Origin of the sequence: Mesorhizobium sp. M1295 (assembly GCF_040318135.1) — a bacterium.
In the GTDB taxonomy this organism is placed as follows: Bacteria; Pseudomonadota; Alphaproteobacteria; order Rhizobiales; family Rhizobiaceae; genus Mesorhizobium.
Window position 1 is genome coordinate 372,118 of the sequence record NZ_JAMYLU010000004.1, and the last position, 15,982, is coordinate 388,099.

The 15,982-nt window shown below is 64.2% G+C and carries 15 protein-coding genes; all 15 read left to right on the plus strand.

Features of this window, described 5'->3' with window-relative positions; translation table 11 throughout:
- Positions 1-86: 86 nt before the first annotated feature.
- The 15 genes from NKH29_RS09210 (at position 87) to NKH29_RS09280 (ending at position 15,881) form a co-directional block, all read left to right on the plus strand.
- Positions 87-374: a hypothetical protein gene (locus tag NKH29_RS09210; protein ID WP_023716771.1), complete on the plus strand. Its 288-nt coding sequence runs from the start codon at positions 87-89 to the stop codon at positions 372-374.
- Between the two features lie 13 nt (positions 375-387).
- Positions 388-765: a hypothetical protein gene (locus tag NKH29_RS09215; RefSeq protein WP_023716770.1), complete on the plus strand. Its 378-nt coding sequence runs from the start codon at positions 388-390 to the stop codon at positions 763-765.
- Positions 766-782: 17 nt separating this feature from the next.
- Complete coding sequence (locus NKH29_RS09220) at positions 783-944, plus strand: hypothetical protein (protein ID WP_352484119.1); 162 nt, start codon at positions 783-785, stop codon at positions 942-944.
- Positions 945-959: 15 nt separating this feature from the next.
- Entirely contained in the window at positions 960-2,360 is a 1,401-nt protein-coding gene (locus NKH29_RS09225) for an APC family permease (protein WP_031193329.1), read from the plus strand.
- Between the two features lie 309 nt (positions 2,361-2,669).
- A complete protein-coding gene (locus NKH29_RS09230; protein ID WP_502895880.1) occupies positions 2,670-3,299 on the plus strand; it encodes a hypothetical protein in 630 nt (209 codons plus the stop codon).
- Positions 3,296-3,616 carry a hypothetical protein gene (locus NKH29_RS09235; RefSeq protein ID WP_031193328.1) on the plus strand — a complete coding sequence of 107 codons (321 nt, stop codon included), beginning with the start codon at positions 3,296-3,298 and terminating at the stop codon, positions 3,614-3,616. Before NKH29_RS09230 ends, NKH29_RS09235 begins: the two co-directional genes overlap by 4 nt.
- Before the next feature lie 95 nt (positions 3,617-3,711).
- Positions 3,712-4,605: a class II glutamine amidotransferase gene (locus NKH29_RS09240; RefSeq protein WP_023716765.1), complete on the plus strand. Its 894-nt coding sequence runs from the start codon at positions 3,712-3,714 to the stop codon at positions 4,603-4,605.
- Between the two features lie 4 nt (positions 4,606-4,609).
- Positions 4,610-5,344 carry a GltB/FmdC/FwdC-like GXGXG domain-containing protein gene (locus tag NKH29_RS09245; protein ID WP_023716764.1) on the plus strand — a complete coding sequence of 245 codons (735 nt, stop codon included), beginning with the start codon at positions 4,610-4,612 and terminating at the stop codon, positions 5,342-5,344.
- Positions 5,345-5,350: 6 nt separating this feature from the next.
- Positions 5,351-6,679: an FMN-binding glutamate synthase family protein gene (locus NKH29_RS09250; RefSeq protein WP_023716763.1), complete on the plus strand. Its 1,329-nt coding sequence runs from the start codon at positions 5,351-5,353 to the stop codon at positions 6,677-6,679.
- A gap of 34 nt (positions 6,680-6,713) precedes the next feature.
- On the plus strand, positions 6,714-8,021 hold the full coding sequence (gene glnT, locus NKH29_RS09255) for a type III glutamate--ammonia ligase (protein WP_352484123.1): 1,308 nt from the start codon (positions 6,714-6,716) through the stop codon (positions 8,019-8,021).
- Positions 8,022-8,057: 36 nt separating this feature from the next.
- Complete coding sequence (locus NKH29_RS09260; protein WP_352548741.1) at positions 8,058-9,311, plus strand: sarcosine oxidase subunit beta family protein; 1,254 nt, start codon at positions 8,058-8,060, stop codon at positions 9,309-9,311.
- Between the two features lie 16 nt (positions 9,312-9,327).
- Positions 9,328-9,603, plus strand: a complete 276-nt coding sequence (locus tag NKH29_RS09265; RefSeq protein WP_023716760.1) for a sarcosine oxidase subunit delta — start codon at positions 9,328-9,330, stop codon at positions 9,601-9,603.
- Positions 9,603-12,587, plus strand: coding sequence for a sarcosine oxidase subunit alpha (locus NKH29_RS09270; protein ID WP_023716759.1), 2,985 nt, complete (start codon positions 9,603-9,605; stop codon positions 12,585-12,587). The genes NKH29_RS09265 and NKH29_RS09270 overlap by 1 nt, the downstream gene beginning before the upstream one ends.
- Positions 12,580-13,209 (plus strand): sarcosine oxidase subunit gamma, encoded by a 630-nt coding sequence (locus NKH29_RS09275; protein ID WP_023716758.1) that lies wholly within the window; start codon positions 12,580-12,582, stop codon positions 13,207-13,209. The genes NKH29_RS09270 and NKH29_RS09275 overlap by 8 nt, the downstream gene beginning before the upstream one ends.
- 302 nt (positions 13,210-13,511) lie before the next feature.
- A complete protein-coding gene (locus NKH29_RS09280) occupies positions 13,512-15,881 on the plus strand; it encodes a trimethylamine N-oxide demethylase (RefSeq protein ID WP_352792105.1) in 2,370 nt (789 codons plus the stop codon).
- The last annotated feature ends 101 nt before the right edge of the window (positions 15,882-15,982 follow it).

A 15,982-nucleotide genomic window follows, 5' to 3' on the forward strand; every position in this document is an offset into this window, starting at 1 on the left:
TAAAATCGTCTTGACAATTGCGGAGTTCGGCTTGAAGTTATGAAAAAAATTTCACTCTCTTGAAAGAGAGCGATGGAGGGGAACCGATGTCCGACATGCAGCAGCGCATTGAAGCCCTGTACCGTTCCGACCTTCGTGGATCGGTGCTCCTGATCGTCTGTCTGTGGGCGACGATCCTCTTCGTCCTCTTCATGACATGGCCGTACATCCCCGACGCAGGCATCAAGCTAGTCGTCGCGGTCGCTGCCGCCGCGGTGCTGATCTTCAACACGGCCGCCATCCTGGCGATGGTCAACCACTACAAGGAAGACAAGGACTTCATCTACGGCCTCGACATCAAGAATGCCGACGCTTACCGCAACCGCAAGTCCTGAGGGGGGGAGACGCATGGCCCGCTACACACCGCCCGAACAGAGCAAGGCCGGACAGGTTTTCGATATCGCCGTCGTCGTGGTCGCGATTTTCGTCGCGCTGTGGCTGCCGCTGAAACTGGGGCTGGCAGGGGCGGCAAAATCCATCGACGCGCTCGACGCCAAGACGTGGGAAGCGCTCGGCCAGAACCCGACCATGGCCTCGATCTGGGAAAAGCTCGGCTACACGCCGGAAACCGCGCACGACATCATCCAGAACCGGTTCCACTACATCATCGACTGGCCGACGCTGATCATCATGGCCGCGGTGCTGATCGGCTATTTCATCTTTCTGTTCCGCGCATCGGACCGCGAATACCGCGACGTCATCAACGAAAAATTCGACGACAAATAAACCGGGGAAGCATCGTCATGTGGGTGGCACTCTCTTACGCATGCTGGGGCATCTCGATCGTGCTCGCGCTGTGGATGCTCTACGACTGGTTCAAGATCGACACGACCTATTCCGAAGACGTGCTGACCTCGTCCAGGGAAGGCGAACTTGAAGCCGTGTCCGAAAAACACCGGATCTGAGTAGGGGATTGAACGATGACGGTCACGCTTGAACCGGCAGTGCAAGTGCAAGGCGACAGGGTTTCGCTGCTCAGGGTGCTCGGCCCCGCCCATGTCTGGGCACTCGGCGTCGGCATTGTTCTGGTCGGAGAATTCACCGGCTGGAATTTCGCGGCGGACAAGGGCGGCGCGCTGGCGGCGCTGATCGTCTGCTGGATCGTTGGCCTGCTCTACACCTCGGTCGCCATGATCGATTCCGAAGTCACCTCGACGGTCGCCGCCGCCGGCGGCCAATATGCGCAGGCAAAGCACATTGTCGGGCCGCTGATGGCGTTCAACGTCGCGCTGTTCCTGGTCTTTGCCTATACCATGCTCGAAGTGTCGGACGCTATCCTGCTCGGCGACACGATCGTCGCCAAGGCCGGCGTCGAAGGCCTCAACCACAATTCCTTCATCGCCGCGACCATCGTCGTGCTGGCATGGCTGAACTATCGCGGCGTGCTGATGACGCTCAACGTAAACTTCGTCATCACCGCCATCGCCTATGTCTCGATCGTCATCCTGTTCTTCTCGGTCAGCCCGTGGACGCAAGGCGCCGTGCTCAAGCTGAACGAGCTGGTCACCCCCGGCAACGCCCTGCCCTATGGCTGGATCGGCGTCATCGCCGCCTTCCAGTTCGGCATCTGGTACTATCTCGGCATCGAGGGCACCACGCAGGCGGCCGAGGAAGTTCGCTCGCCGGCGCGCTCGCTGCCTTACGGCACGATGGCCGGCATGATTACGCTTTTGATCGCCGCCGCCATGACCTGGTATGTCTGCGCCTCGCTGATGCCCTGGGAATATCTCGGCATCACCTATTATCCGCTTTGGGACGCGGGCAAGCTGACCGGCAGCCCACTGCTGGAGAACCTGTTGTTCATCGCGACGCTGCTTGCTGCACTTGCTTCGGCCAATGGCTGCATCAACGACGCCGCGCGCGCCTGGTTCTCGCTCGGCCGCGACCGCTATCTGCCGACCTGGTTCTCGGCGGTGCATCCGAAATACCGCACGCCCTATCGCTCGATCCTGTTCCTGCTGCCGATCGCGCTCGCCTTTGCCTTCATCGCCGACCTCAACCAGGCGATCACCTTCTCGATCCTGTCGGGCGTGCTGCAATACACCTTCATGAGCATCAACATCATCATGTTCAGGAAGAAGTGGCCGCTCGGCTCGATCCGCCGCGGCTACACCCATCCCTTCCATCCGCTGCCGGCGATCGTGCTGTTCTGCCTTTGCGTGGTCACCTTCTTTGCGATCTTCCTCGGCTTCGGCTCGCAGCTGATCGCCATGGTCGCCTTCTACTTCCTGATCTCGCTATGGTTCCATTTCTACCGCTACAGATTCGTGCGCCGCGGTGCCCAGTTCACCATGCCGTGGCCGAAACCGCAGGGGTACTGACAGGAGTAAGGAGGCTCACCCCAAAACGCAATCGCATATGGGAAAGTGCCCCCTCACCCGGATTGCCAACCGAATTGCGAAGGGCAGTTCGGGGCAATCCGACCTCTACCCAAGGGGAGAGGAGGTCGCCAGCGTTGATGCCAGCCTCTTCTCCCCAGCGGGGAGAAGGTGGCCGCGAAGCGGCCGGATGAGGGGGACTCCATACGCAATAGCCCTGCTCCAAAACGGGGCGGGCATTTGCGTGACGAGGTGCGTTAGGTGATCTCAGCATTGCTCGCCGGGGCGGTTGCCCTGGCTCTCGTCCTCCACATGACCTGGCTTGCGCGCGCCAACCGCAACAAGGCTTCGACCGCACTTGCCGCCGACGAAGCGGGACTTCGCGAAATCATTCCCGACGTGGCCAACGTCTCGGACGGCACCGCCGGCGTCGTCACCTTCGCCGGCTCGTGGAACGGCCGGCGGGTGCAGGTACGGACCATCGTTGACACGCTGGCGATCAGGAAGCTGCCAGCGCGCTGGCTGAGCGTTTCGATCAACGAAAAAGTCGCGGTGCCAGGCACTTTCGACATGATGATGCGGCCAGGATCGCCGACGACTTTTTCCAATTTCGATCATCTCGACCATACACTGCCGAAGGCGGCGGGATTTCCAGCCGAAGCGGTGCTGCGGAGCGACCGCAAGGGCGTGCGCTTCCCTGACGCCATTATCACCGACCACCTCGATGTCTTTGTCGAGGGGCGCGCCAAGGAATTGCTGATCACGCCGAACGGCGTGCGCATCGTCTGGCTGCTGGCCGAGGCCGAGCGGGCGCGCTATGGCGTGTTCCGGCAAGCCGAATTCGGCACGGTCAGGCTCGATCCGGCGCTGGTCGAGAGGCTGCTGTCGTCGGCGTCGGCACTGCGCGATGCCATCAATCAAAGCGAACGGCAAGCGGCATGAGCAGGCAGAGCACCACCTCCCCCGCGCCACCGAACCCGTATCTGGTTCTCGGCGCCGCGATCGTCTTGCCGGCGAGCGGGCATGTCGTGCTAGGTGTGCCGGTGCGCGGCCTGCAGTTCCTGTTTTTCATGGTGATCCTGGCCTGGGTCACCGCCAAGATCGCGCCGCCGGATGCCAGCTTCATCGGCCGGCATGCCGGCGGCTTCCTGATCTATGCCCTGTCGATCCTGGATGCCTACAAGATCGCCCGCGTCCGCCATGCCAAATGGGTTCACAATGGCGGCAAGCGCAGCGATAGTGCGGCCGGCAGCGCCTGAGCCGATATATAACGACAGGAAAATTTTTTTCATACTAATTGAATTCCCGGGACTCATTCGATACATCTCCAAGGGAACAAATCTCGGAGCCTGACATGTGCGGAATCGTCGGACTGTTTTTGAAGGACAAGTCGCTTGAGCCCCAGCTTGGCGCGATGCTGTCGGAGATGCTGATCTCGCTCAGCGATCGCGGTCCCGACAGCGCCGGCATCGCCATCTATGGCGCGTCTTCCAATGAAGCCAAGATCACCATCCAGTCGGCCAAGCCGGAGCGCGATTTCCGCGGCCTCGACGCCGACCTCGCCAAGGCGATCGGCGCGCCGGTGAGCTTGGCTGCGAAGTCGACGCATGCGGTGGTCAGGACGACGCCTGCCAAGATCGACGAAGCGCGCGAGGCGATCCAGGCGCTGCGCCCCGACATCCGCATCATGGGCGCCGGCGACGTCGTCGAGATCTACAAGGAAGTCGGCTTGCCGGAAGCGGTCGTCGATCGGTTCGGCGTCCGCGAGATGACCGGCACGCACGGCATCGGCCATACCCGCATGGCGACCGAATCGGCGGTGACGACGATGGGCGCGCATCCGTTCTCGACCGGCGCCGACCAGTGCCTGGTGCATAATGGCTCGCTGTCCAACCACAACAATGTCCGCCGCGAGCTGATCCGCGAAGGCATGACATTCGAGACCGAGAACGACACCGAAGTCGCGGCCGCCTATCTCTCCTCGCAGATGGCGCATGGCAAGAACCTCGGCGAGGCGCTGGAAGGCACGCTGAGCGACCTCGACGGCTTCTTCACCTTCGTCGTCGGCACCAAGAATGGCTTCGGCGTGGTGCGCGATCCGATCGCCTGCAAGCCCGCCGTGATGGCCGAAACCGACCAGTATGTCGCCTTCGGCTCGGAATATCGTGCGCTGACCAAACTGCCCGGCATAGACAATGCGAAGGTCTGGGAACCCGAGCCCGCAACCGTCTATTTCTGGGAGCATTGATCTTATGCCGGCAATTAACCTCTCCAAGGCCGCGCGCGAGCCGGGCCAGGCATCGAGGGTCTTCGACCTGGCCGAAATGTCGCTGCGCGAGCTCAACCAGGCGCTGCACGATCTGGCTCCCGGTTCGAACGAGACCGCCTGGGAGGTACTGCATCCGCGCGGCAGCCATTCGGTCGCCGTCGGCGTCGACCAGCCGGTCGCCATCGATGTCCGCGGCAGCGTCGGCTATTATTGCGGCGGCATGAACGACGGCGGCACCATCACCGTGCATGGTTCGGCCGGGCCCGGCGTTGGCGAAAACATGATGTCCGGCCAGATCGTCGTCAAAGGCGATGCCAGCCAGTATGCCGGCGCCACCGGTCGGGGCGGGCTGCTGGTCATCGAAGGCAATGCGTCGTCGCGCTGCGGAATCTCGATGAAAGGCATCGACATCGTCGTCCACGGCAATATCGGCCACATGTCGGCCTTCATGGCGCAATCCGGCAACCTCGTGGTGCTGGGCGATGCCGGCGATGCGCTCGGCGATTCGATCTACGAGGCGCGGCTCTTCGTGCGCGGCAAGGTCGAAAGCCTCGGCGCCGACTGCATCGCCAAGGAGATGCGGCCCGAACACCTGGAATTGCTGCAAAACCTGCTCGACCGTGCCGGCGTGACCGGCGTCAAGGCGGCGGAGTTCAAGCGCTACGGTTCGGCGCGCACGCTTTACAATTTCAATATCGACAACGCCGATGCGTATTGAGGCAGCATGACCTATCGCAACCCGCCGACGACGCCGCGCAAATCCGCGACCTTCGACGACTATACGCTTTCCGAGATCCGCCGCGCCGCGGCGACCGGCATCTATGATATCAGGGGCGCCGGCGCCAAGCGCAAGCTTCCGCATTTCGACGACCTTCTGTTCCTCGGCGCTTCGATCTCGCGCTATCCGCTCGAAGGCTATCGCGAGCGCTGCGACACCAGCGTCGTGCTCGGTTCGCGCTATGCGAAGAAACCGATCGAGCTGAAGATCCCGATCACCATTGCTGGCATGAGCTTCGGCTCGCTGTCCGGTCCGGCCAAGGAAGCGCTCGGCCGCGGCGCGACGCTGTCCGGCACCTCGACCACCACCGGCGACGGCGGCATGACCGAGGAAGAGCGCGGCCATTCGAAGACGCTGGTTTACCAGTACCTGCCGTCGCGCTACGGCATGAACCCGCGCGATCTGCGCCGCGCCGATGCGATCGAGGTGGTCGTCGGCCAGGGCGCCAAGCCCGGGGGCGGCGGCATGCTGCTCGGCCAGAAGATTTCCGACCGCGTTGCCGAAATGCGCACGCTGCCGAAAGGCATCGACCAGCGCTCGGCCTCGCGCCACCCCGACTGGACCGGGCCGGACGACCTCGAGATCAAGATCCTCGAACTGCGCGAAATCACCGATTGGGAAAAGCCGATCTACGTCAAGGTCGGCGGCGCGCGGCCCTATTATGATACCGCGCTTGCCGTGAAATCGGGCGCCGATGTCGTCGTCGTCGACGGCATGCAGGGCGGCACGGCGGCAACCCAGGAAGTGTTCATCGAAAATGTCGGCCAGCCGACGCTTGCCTGCATCAGGCCGGCTGTGCAGGCGCTGCAGGATCTCGGCATGCACCGCAAGGTGCAGCTGATCGTCTCCGGCGGCATACGCAACGGCGCCGACGTCGCCAAGGCGCTGGCGCTCGGCGTCGACGCGGTGTCGATCGGCACGGCAGCGCTTGTCGCGCTCGGCGACAATGACCCGCGCTGGGAAGCGGAATACAACGAGCTCGGCACCACCGCCGGCGCCTATGACGACTGGCATGAGGGACGCGACCCGGCCGGCATCACCACGCAGGATCCCGAGCTAATGAAACGGGTCGATCCGATTGCGGCCGGACGACGGCTGGCGAACTATCTTAAGGTAATGACACTTGAGGCTCAGACAATCGCCCGCGCCTGCGGCAAGAACAGCCTGCACAACCTCGAGCCCGAGGATCTTGTCGCCTTGACGATCGAAGCCGCCGCCATGGCCGGCGTGCCGCTGACCGGCACCAACTGGATACCGGGCAAGAACGGCTTCTAAGACAAATCAAAATGCCAGTAAGCGAGGAATTATAATGGGGAACGATCTCGCCGCCTTCGCCAAGGAGAAGGGCGTCAAATATTTCATGATATCCTACACCGACCTGTTCGGCGGGCAGCGTGCCAAGCTGGTGCCGGCGCAGGCGATCGCCGACATGCAGCGGGACGGCGCCGGCTTTGCCGGCTTTGCTACCTGGCTCGACCTGACGCCGGCGCATCCCGACATGCTGGCCGTGCCGGATCCGGATTCGGTGATCCAGTTGCCGTGGAAGCCCGAAGTCGCCTGGGTCGCCGCCAACTGCATGATGGACGACAAATCGGTCGAGCAGGCGCCGCGCAACACGCTGAAGCGGCTGATCGCCGAGGCCGCCGGCGACGGCATGCACATCAAGACCGGCGTCGAGGCCGAGTTCTTCCTGATCTCGCCGGACGGCAAGACGATTTCCGACGAATACGACACGGCGTCGAAGCCCTGCTACGACCAGCAGGCGGTGATGCGCCGCTACGACGTCATCGCCGAGATCTGCGACCATATGCTGGCGCTCGGCTGGGGCGCCTACCAGAACGACCATGAGGACGCCAACGGCCAGTTCGAGATGAACTGGGCCTTCGACGATGCTCTGGCGACCGCCGACAAGCATTCCTTCTTCAAATTCATGGTGAAATCCGTTGCGGAAAAGCACGGCCTGCGCGCGACCTTCATGCCGAAGCCGTTCCAGGGCCTGACCGGCAATGGCTGCCATGCCCACATCTCGGTTTGGGACAGGGACGGCAAGACCAATGTCTTTGCCGATAATGCGATGGAACTCGGCCTGTCGGCCAAGGGCAGGAATTTCCTCGGCGGCATCATGAAACATGCTTCCGCGCTGGCCGCCATCACCAACCCGACGGTCAATTCCTACAAGCGCATCAACGCACCGCGCACCATCTCCGGCGCCACCTGGGCGCCGAACACCGTGACCTGGACCGGCAACAACCGCACCCACATGGTGCGCGTGCCCGGCCCCGGCCGCTTCGAGCTGCGCCTGCCCGACGGCGCGGCAAACCCCTATCTGCTGCAGGCCGTGATCATCGCCGCCGGGCTCGACGGTGTCCGCTCGAAGGCCGATCCCGGCCGGCGCTACGACATCGACATGTACCAGTTCGGCCATACGGTCGAAGGGGCGCCGAAGCTGCCGCTCAACCTGCTCGACGCATTGCGCGAGTTCGACAACGACAAATCGCTCAAGGCGGCGCTGGGTGAGGAATTCTCGTCGGCCTATCTAAAGCTCAAGCAACAGGAATGGAATTCCTATGCTTCCCACTTCACCCAGTGGGAGCGCGACCACACGCTCGACATCTGATCCGGAATTGTTGCACGCCCGGCGCGAAACAGGTTCATGAAATACTCGATCTTCTCCCTCGCCCGGGCGGCATTTTCCGGCCATAAAAACTGGCAGCGTACCTGGCGCGACGCCAGCCCGAAGAGCCACTACGACGTGGTGATCATCGGCGGCGGCGGCCATGGACTGGCGACGGCATGGTTCCTCGCCAGCGAGTACGGCATCAGGAATGTCGCGGTGCTGGAAAAAGGCTGGATCGGCTCCGGCAATGCCGGCCGCAACACCACCATCATCCGCTCCAATTACGGGCTGCCCGGCAATACCGGCTTCTACGAGCTTTCGATGAAGCTGTGGGAACGTATGGAGCAGGACCTCAACTACAACACCATGGTCAGCCAGCGCGGCGTCATCAATCTCTACCATTCCGACGCGCAGCGCGACGCCTACGCACGGCGCGGCAACACCATGCGCATCAACGGCATCGATGCCGAACTGCTCGATCTGGCGGCGGTCAGGAAGATGATGCCGTTCCTGAACTTCGACAATGCGCGCTTTCCGGTGCAGGGCGGGCTTTTGCAGCGACGCGGCGGCACGGCACGCCACGACGCCGTGGTCTGGGGCTATGCGCATGCGGCGAGCGCGCTCGGCGTCGACATCATCCAGAATTGCGAGGTGACCGGCTTTGTCCGCGACGGCAACGGCAAGGTGACCGGCGTCGAGACGAGCCGCGGCAAGATCGGTGCGGCCAAGGTCGGCATGGCGGTCGCCGGCTCCTCGTCGCGCGTCGCGGCGATGGCCGGCATGCGGCTGCCGATCGAAAGCCATGTGCTGCAGGCCTTCGTCTCGGAGGCGATCAAGCCGCTGATCCCCAATGTCATGACCTTCGGCGCCGGCCATTTCTACGTCAGCCAGTCCGACAAGGGCGGCCTGGTCTTCGGCGGCGACATCGACGGCTACAATTCCTACGCCCAGCGCGGCAATCTGCCTGTCATGGAGGACGTCTGCGAGGGCGGCATGGCGCTGATGCCGATGATCGGCCGCGTGCGGCTGCTGCGCCAGTGGGGCGGCATCATGGACATGTCGATGGACGGCTCGCCGATCATCGACAAGACGCCGGTCGACGGGCTCTATCTCAATGCCGGCTGGTGCTATGGCGGCTTCAAGGCGACGCCCGGCTCCGGCTTGGTCTTTGCCCATCTTCTGGCGCGCGACGAGCCGCACAAGGAGGCGGCGCGCTTCCGCCTCGACCGCTTCCGGCGAGGTGCGATGATCGACGAAAAGGGCCAGGGCGCCCAACCGAACCTGCATTGAAGGCTGGCTGAAGAGCATGCGCATTGTCTGTCCCTTCTGCGGCGAACGCGAACTCGGCGAGTTCACCTATCTGGGCGACGCCAGGCCGGTGCGTCCGGCGGCCGGCTCCTCCGAAGACGAGGTCTTCGACTATGTCTATCTGCGCGACAATGTCGCCGGGCCGATGAGCGAATACTGGTATCATGGCGGCGGCTGCCGGGCCTGGCTGAAGGTCGCCCGCAACACGCTGACGCACGAGATTTCGTCGGTCGAGCCGGCTGCGGGCGTTGGCGCCGCCAAGGTGGGCGCCTGATGGTTGGCCCTGCGCAGACACACCGGCTGGAGAGCGGCGGTCTCATCGATCGCGCCGCGCCGCTGAGCTTCCGCTTCGACGGCAAGAGCTTTGCCGGCTTCCAAGGCGACACGCTGGCCTCGGCGCTGATTGCCAATGGCGTCAAGTTGATCGGCCGATCGTTCAAATACCATCGCCCGCGCGGCATCCTGACCGCCGGGTCGGAGGAGCCCAACGCGCTGGTCGAACTGCGCAGCGGAGCGCGGCGCGAGCCGAACACCAAGGCGACCACGGCCGAACTTTACGACGGGCTCGAGGCCGCCAGCCAGAACCGCTGGCCGTCGCTGCGCCACGATCTGATGGCGGTCAACCAGCTGTTTGCGCCGATCTTCGTCGCCGGCTTCTACTACAAGACCTTCATGTGGCCGGCGAAATTCTGGGAAGCGGTCTACGAACCGGCGATCCGCCGAGCCGCCGGTCTCGGCCGCGCCGCCGGCGTCGCCGATCCCGACCATTACGACAAGGCGTGGGCGCATTGCGACGTGCTGATCGCCGGCTCTGGCCCGGCCGGGCTCGCGGCGGCATTGGCGGCCGGGCGCAGCGGCGCCCGTGTCATCCTGTGCGAGGAAGATTTTGCGTTCGGCGGCCGTCTGCTTGCCGACGGCGGCACCATCGACAGCCTGCCGGCGGCCGAATGGATTTCGCGCACGCTGGCCGAACTCGCAGCACTCCCCGATATCCGCATCATGAACCGCACGACATTGTTCGGCGTCTATGATGGCGGCACCTATGGCGCGATCGAGCGGGTCAATGACCACCTGCCCTCCCCGCCAGAGCACCAAGTGCGCCAAAGGCTATGGCGGATCGTGGCTAGGCGCTGCGTCGTTGCCGCCGGCGCCATCGAGCGGCCGATCGTGTTTGCCGGCAACGACACGCCCGGCGTGATGATGGCTTCGGCGATGCGGACCTATGTCGCGCGCTACGCGGCGGCGCCGGCAAAGAGGATCGCGCTGTCCACCAACAATGCGGATGGCTGGCGCACGGTCGAGACCGCGCTCGCCGCCGGATTGCAGATCGCGGCGGTCGTCGATGCGCGCCCGGACGTCTCCGCCGCACATCGCGCGCTCGCCGCCAAGGCCGGCTTTCCGGTGCTCAGCGGCTCGGTCAACGGGGTCGAAGGCGGCAAGGCCGGCGTCCGGAAAATCGCGATCTCGCTGACCGGCGGCGCACGGGCGGAAGTCGAAGCCGACGGGCTTGCCGTCTCCGGCGGCTGGAATCCGGCGGTCGGGCTGACCTCCTACCATCGCGGCCGGCCGAAATGGCAGGACGACATCGCAGCCTTCGTCCCGGACGGTGCGCCTCCGGGCATGATGGCCGCAGGCGCCGCCAACGGCGCCTTCGGGCTGGGCGACTGCCTGCGCCAGGGCTTTGCCGCAGGAGCGGCGGCAGCACAGAGTGCCGGGCGCAGCGGCAATGCCGGCACGCCGCCGGTCGCCGACGATGAGGCGTTTTCGCTGACGTCGCTCTGGCATGTCGCCGGCAAGGGCAAAGCCTTTGTCGACTACCAGCACGATGTCACGGCGTCCGACATCGAACTGGCGCAGCGCGAGGGTTTCGAATCGGTCGAGCATCTGAAGCGCTATACGACGCTCGGCATGGCCACCGACCAGGGCAAGACCTCGAACGTCGCCGGCCTCGCCATCATGGCTACGTTGTCAGGCAAATCCATTCCCGAGACCGGCACGACGATCTACCGCCCGCCCTATGTGCCGGTCGCTATCGGCGCCTTCGCCGGCCATCATCGCGACGAGAACTTCCATGCGACGAGGCTGACGCCGTCGCATCACTGGGCAGCCGAACAGGGCGCGGTGTTCGTCGACACCGGCCTGTGGAAGCGCGCGCAATGGTATCCGCGCGCCGGCGAAAAGGACTGGCTGGAATCGGTGACGCGCGAGGTCAAGGCGGTGCGCTCCGGCGTCGGCTTCTGCGACGTCTCGACGCTCGGCAAGATCGACGTGCACGGCCCGGACGCCGGCGCTTTCCTCGACCGCGTCTACATCAACACCTTCTCCAGTCTTGCCGTGGGAAAAGCCCGCTACGGGCTGATGCTGCGCGAGGACGGCATCGTCTATGACGACGGCACCACCTCGCGGCTGGCCGAGGACCATTATTTCCTGACCACCACCACCGCCAAGGCCGGGCTGGTGATGCAGCATCTCGAATTCTGCCGGCAGGTGCTATTTCCTGAGCTCGACGTCCAGCTCACCTCCGTCTCTGACCAGTGGGCGCAATTCTCGATCGCTGGACCTAGGACCCGGGACCTGCTCCGGGAAATCGTCGATCCGGCCGAGGATCTGTCGAATGAAGGTTTTCCGTTCATGGGGGCGCGCGAGGTATCGCTTCGCGGCGGCACCAGGGCACGGCTGTTCCGCATCTCGTTCTCCGGTGAGATGGCGTTCGAGATTTCGGTTCCCGCCCGTTACGGCGACGCGCTGGTGCGCAATTTGATGCTGGCCGGGAAGCCATTCGGCGTTACGCCCTACGGCACCGAGGCGCTCGGCGTCATGCGCATCGAAAAGGGCCATGTCGCCGGGCCGGAGCTGAACGGCACGACGACGGCCGCCGACCTAGGCCTCGGCAAGATGATGTCGACCAAGAAGGATTTTATCGGCCGCGTCATGGCCGGGCGCGAGGCGCTGGTCGCCCCGGACCGGCAGGTCGTGGTCGGCATCAAGCCGACGGATAAGGCAAGCCGCCTGCGTTCCGGCGCGCATATCATTCCGAAGGACAAGACACCCGGTCCCGACAACGACCAGGGCTACGTCACCTCGGTCTGCTTCTCGCCGACGCTCGACCAGTGGATCGGGCTTGGCCTGGTCGAATGCGGCCGCGAGCGCATCGGCGAGATCGTCCATACGCATGACCCGCTGCGCGGCGAAGACTACGATGTCGAGCTGTGCAGCCCGGTCTTCTACGATCCGGATGGAGGGCGCCAGCGTGGCTGAGTTTTCCTGGATTGCCCGCAGTCCGCTGGAGCACGCGCTCGTCGTCGGCGCCCATGGCGCGCGCGGCACCGAGGCCGGCGTTTGGCTGACGGAAATCCGCAATTTCGACCTGATCCAGGTGATGGCGCGGCGCGGCAAAACGGCGGAGCTGGCAAAAGCTGCCCAGGCCCGTTTCGGCGTTGCCGCACCGGAAACGCCCAAGGCGGTCCGAGTTCCCGACGCTACGCTGATCTGGTCGGGACCGGATCAGTTCCTCGTCCTGTCCAATGCCGGCAAGCACGCGATCGAACCGCTGAGCCAGGCGTTCTCGCAATCCGCCTCGCTATCGGACCAGTCGCATGCGCGCGTCCTGATCAGCGTTTCGGGAGAAAAAGCGCGCTCGATGCTGGCCAAATTGTCTTCACTAGACCTGCACCCGGCGGCATTTCCGGTCGGCACCGCCGCCGCAACATCGGTCGATCACACCAGCATCAATCTCTGGCGCGGCAATGACTGGCCGGATGGACAGGCGGTGTTCAATCTCCTGGTGTTCGCGACGTTTGCCGGGAGCCTGTGGCACACGATGCTCGATGCCGCCGCGGAGTATGGCGTCGATATCCGGCATTCCGAGGAATTGGCATAGCCTTGGCGCGTCTTCCCTTCTCCCCTTGTGGGGTCCGAAGGACGGGACGAGACCCGTGGCTCGCCCCAGGGCGGTGGATCGGCGCGCAGCGCCGAGACGGATGAGGGGTGTTCCAGCGGAGTGAGAGGCTGGCGTTCCCTGGAACACCCCTCATCCGTCGCCTTCGGCGACCCCTTCTCCCCAAGGGGAGAAGGGGGAGCTTGTGCCACCTTCACCTTGCCAACTCCGGCTCTTCTGCCCTATTCTTCCCGCTAAAATAATTTCACGCACAGGCAAACTTGTTTCTCGAAACCAGGGTTGAGATGAGCCAGTCGCCCTACCCCGTAATCGCCGCCGGACCGCCCCGGCCGAGTCTGATCCTGCGGCCAGGCCAGATCGCGCTGCCGGCCGGGATGGAGCGCTATTCGGTTCAGGGCAATGGCGCGGTGCTGATCGAGGTCGAGGCCGGCGACAGCATCACTGTGCGCAATATCGAGGGCGGGCAGGCCTGCGAGCTGCTGGTATGGGACAGCACCGGCGTAACCGATCCCGGTATTCTCGGCGAAAAATCGAACAGCAATGCCGCCGGCATTAAGGCGCTGCTGGCCGATAGCGACGATAGCCTCGCTTCCTTGCGCCGAGGCCTCGAACGTCGCCAGGTACAGCTAGATCAGGCAAAGGCGGTCCGCGTCTTCGGCGGCTCCACCCCTGCCGGCACCGAACAGAGCTTTGCGATCGCCCGCGACGGCTCGATGCTCGTCGCTGCACCCGGCGGTCCGATGCTGGTCGACGGCCACGATACCGCAACGCCGCTCAGCGTCATCCTGCGCCGCGCCACGATCCGTCCAGCTGCGAAGTCGCGGCTTGCCGACCCGCTGGCCGATCCGGTGCTCGATCTGCGCGTCCATTCGGCGACGGCGGAAGCCTATTTCGTCAAAGCCGGCGACTATCTGCAGATCATCGATGTCGACGGGCGCCAATGCACCGACTTCCAGTGCTTTTCGGCGCGCAAGCTGGACAAGGGCCGCGATCATCCGCTCGACGTGACGACGACGCGCACGCTGATGGGTTCGAGCTATCCGATGCCCGGGCTGCACTCGAAATATTATGACCAGGACATGGAGCCGCTGGTCGAGGTTATCCAGGACACTTGCGGCCGCCACGATGCATTCGCGCTCGCCTGCGCTGCCAAATATTACGACGACATCGGCTATCCCGGCCATCCCAACTGCTCGGAGAATTTCAACCGCGCGCTGGCCGACAAGGGCGTGACGCCCCGCGCCGGCTGGATGGCGATCAACTTCTTCTTCAACACGGCCATCGACGCGTATGGCGTCGTGGTTTCCGACGAGCCGTGGTCGCGGCCGGGCGACTATGTGCTGCTGCGGGCGCTGACCGACATCGTCTGCGTCTCGTCCGCCTGCCCCGACGATACGACGCCGGCCAATGGCTGGAACCCGACCGACATCCATGTGCGGACCTATTCCGGCCAGCACAAATTCTCGCGAGCGATCGCCAGACGCATGACGCCCGATTCGGAACCGAAAATGACCCGCGAGACCGCCTTTCATTCGAGCTTTGCCAAGCACACCCGCAACTTCGTCGAGTACAAGGGTTATTGGCTGGCCAATTCCTTCGCCAAGCAAGGCCCGATCGGCGAATACTGGACCTGCCGGCAGGATGCAGTGATCATGGACCTGTCGCCGCTGCGCAAGTTCGAGATCACCGGCCCGGATTCGGAAGCGCTGCTGCAATACACGCTGACCCGCGACATCAGGAAGCTCGGCGTCGGCCAGGTCGTCTATTCCGCCATGTGCTATGAGCATGGCGGCATGATCGACGACGGCACGCTGCTTCGGCTCGGCAAGGATAATTTCCGCTGGGTTGGCGGCGACGATCTATCCGGCGAATGGCTGCGCGAAACGGCGACGAAACTCGGCCTTACCGTGCTGGTGCGTTCATCGACCGACCAGATGCACAATGTCGCCGTGCAGGGACCGAAAAGCCGCGACATTCTCAGGCAGATCATCTGGACCTCGCCGCTGCAGCCGTCGATCGACGAGCTCGAGTGGTTCCGCTTTGCCGTCGCCCGCATCGGCGGCGGCAACGGCATTCCGGTCGTCGTTTCGCGCACCGGTTACACCGGCGAGCTCGGCTACGAGATCTGGTGCCATCCGCGCGACGCCGAAAAGGTGTTCGACGCCATCTGGGAGGCCGGCCAGCCGCACGGCCTGAAGCCGATGGGGCTGCAAGCGCTCGACATGGTGCGCATCGAGGCCGGGCTGATCTTTGCCGGCTACGAGTTCTCCGACCAGACCGACCCCTTCGAGGCCGGCATCGGCTTCACCGTGCCGCTAAAGACCAAGACCGACGATTTCATCGGCCGCGAGGCGCTGATCCGCCGCAAGGAAAACCCCCAGAAGAAGCTGGTCGGCCTCGACATCGACGCCAATGTCGCGGTCGGCCACGGCGATTGCGTGCATGTCGGCCGCGCCCAGGTCGGCGTCGTCACCTCCGGCATGCGTTCGCCGGTGCTGAACAAGAATATCGCGCTGGCCAGGCTCGACGTCGCGCATTCGGCGATTGGCACCGAGGTCGAGATCGGCAAGCTCGACGGCCACAGCAAGCGGCTGCCGGCGCGCGTCGTCGCCATTGCCCACTACGATCCGCAGAAGACCAGGCCGCGCTCCTGATCGACGCTGCCTGGTTCTTCCCTTCTCCCCTTGTGGACCTGTTGCGCAGTCATGAGCAAAAGCTTGCGGCGGCGGGGTTGCGGCGGTTGTTCGCTTTGCGG

Bases quoted from the DNA above. Each gene is read 5' to 3' on its own strand.
- NKH29_RS09225 (WP_031193329.1), top strand. From the start codon at position 960: ATGACGGTCACGCTTGAACCGGCAGTGCAAGTGCAAGGCGACAGGGTT.
- NKH29_RS09265 (WP_023716760.1), top strand. From the start codon at position 9,328: ATGCGCATTGTCTGTCCCTTCTGCGGCGAACGCGAACTCGGCGAGTTC.
- NKH29_RS09215 (WP_023716770.1), top strand. From the start codon at position 388: ATGGCCCGCTACACACCGCCCGAACAGAGCAAGGCCGGACAGGTTTTC.
- NKH29_RS09250 (WP_023716763.1), top strand. From the start codon at position 5,351: ATGACCTATCGCAACCCGCCGACGACGCCGCGCAAATCCGCGACCTTC.
- NKH29_RS09210 (WP_023716771.1), top strand. From the start codon at position 87: ATGTCCGACATGCAGCAGCGCATTGAAGCCCTGTACCGTTCCGACCTT.
- NKH29_RS09235 (WP_031193328.1), top strand. From the start codon at position 3,296: ATGAGCAGGCAGAGCACCACCTCCCCCGCGCCACCGAACCCGTATCTG.
- NKH29_RS09260 (WP_352548741.1), top strand. From the start codon at position 8,058: ATGAAATACTCGATCTTCTCCCTCGCCCGGGCGGCATTTTCCGGCCAT.
- NKH29_RS09245 (WP_023716764.1), top strand. From the start codon at position 4,610: ATGCCGGCAATTAACCTCTCCAAGGCCGCGCGCGAGCCGGGCCAGGCA.
- NKH29_RS09220 (WP_352484119.1), top strand. From the start codon at position 783: ATGTGGGTGGCACTCTCTTACGCATGCTGGGGCATCTCGATCGTGCTC.
- NKH29_RS09240 (WP_023716765.1), top strand. From the start codon at position 3,712: ATGTGCGGAATCGTCGGACTGTTTTTGAAGGACAAGTCGCTTGAGCCC.
- NKH29_RS09280 (WP_352792105.1), top strand. From the start codon at position 13,512: ATGAGCCAGTCGCCCTACCCCGTAATCGCCGCCGGACCGCCCCGGCCG.
- NKH29_RS09230 (WP_502895880.1), top strand. From the start codon at position 2,670: ATGACCTGGCTTGCGCGCGCCAACCGCAACAAGGCTTCGACCGCACTT.
- glnT (WP_352484123.1), top strand. From the start codon at position 6,714: ATGGGGAACGATCTCGCCGCCTTCGCCAAGGAGAAGGGCGTCAAATAT.
- NKH29_RS09270 (WP_023716759.1), top strand. From the start codon at position 9,603: ATGGTTGGCCCTGCGCAGACACACCGGCTGGAGAGCGGCGGTCTCATC.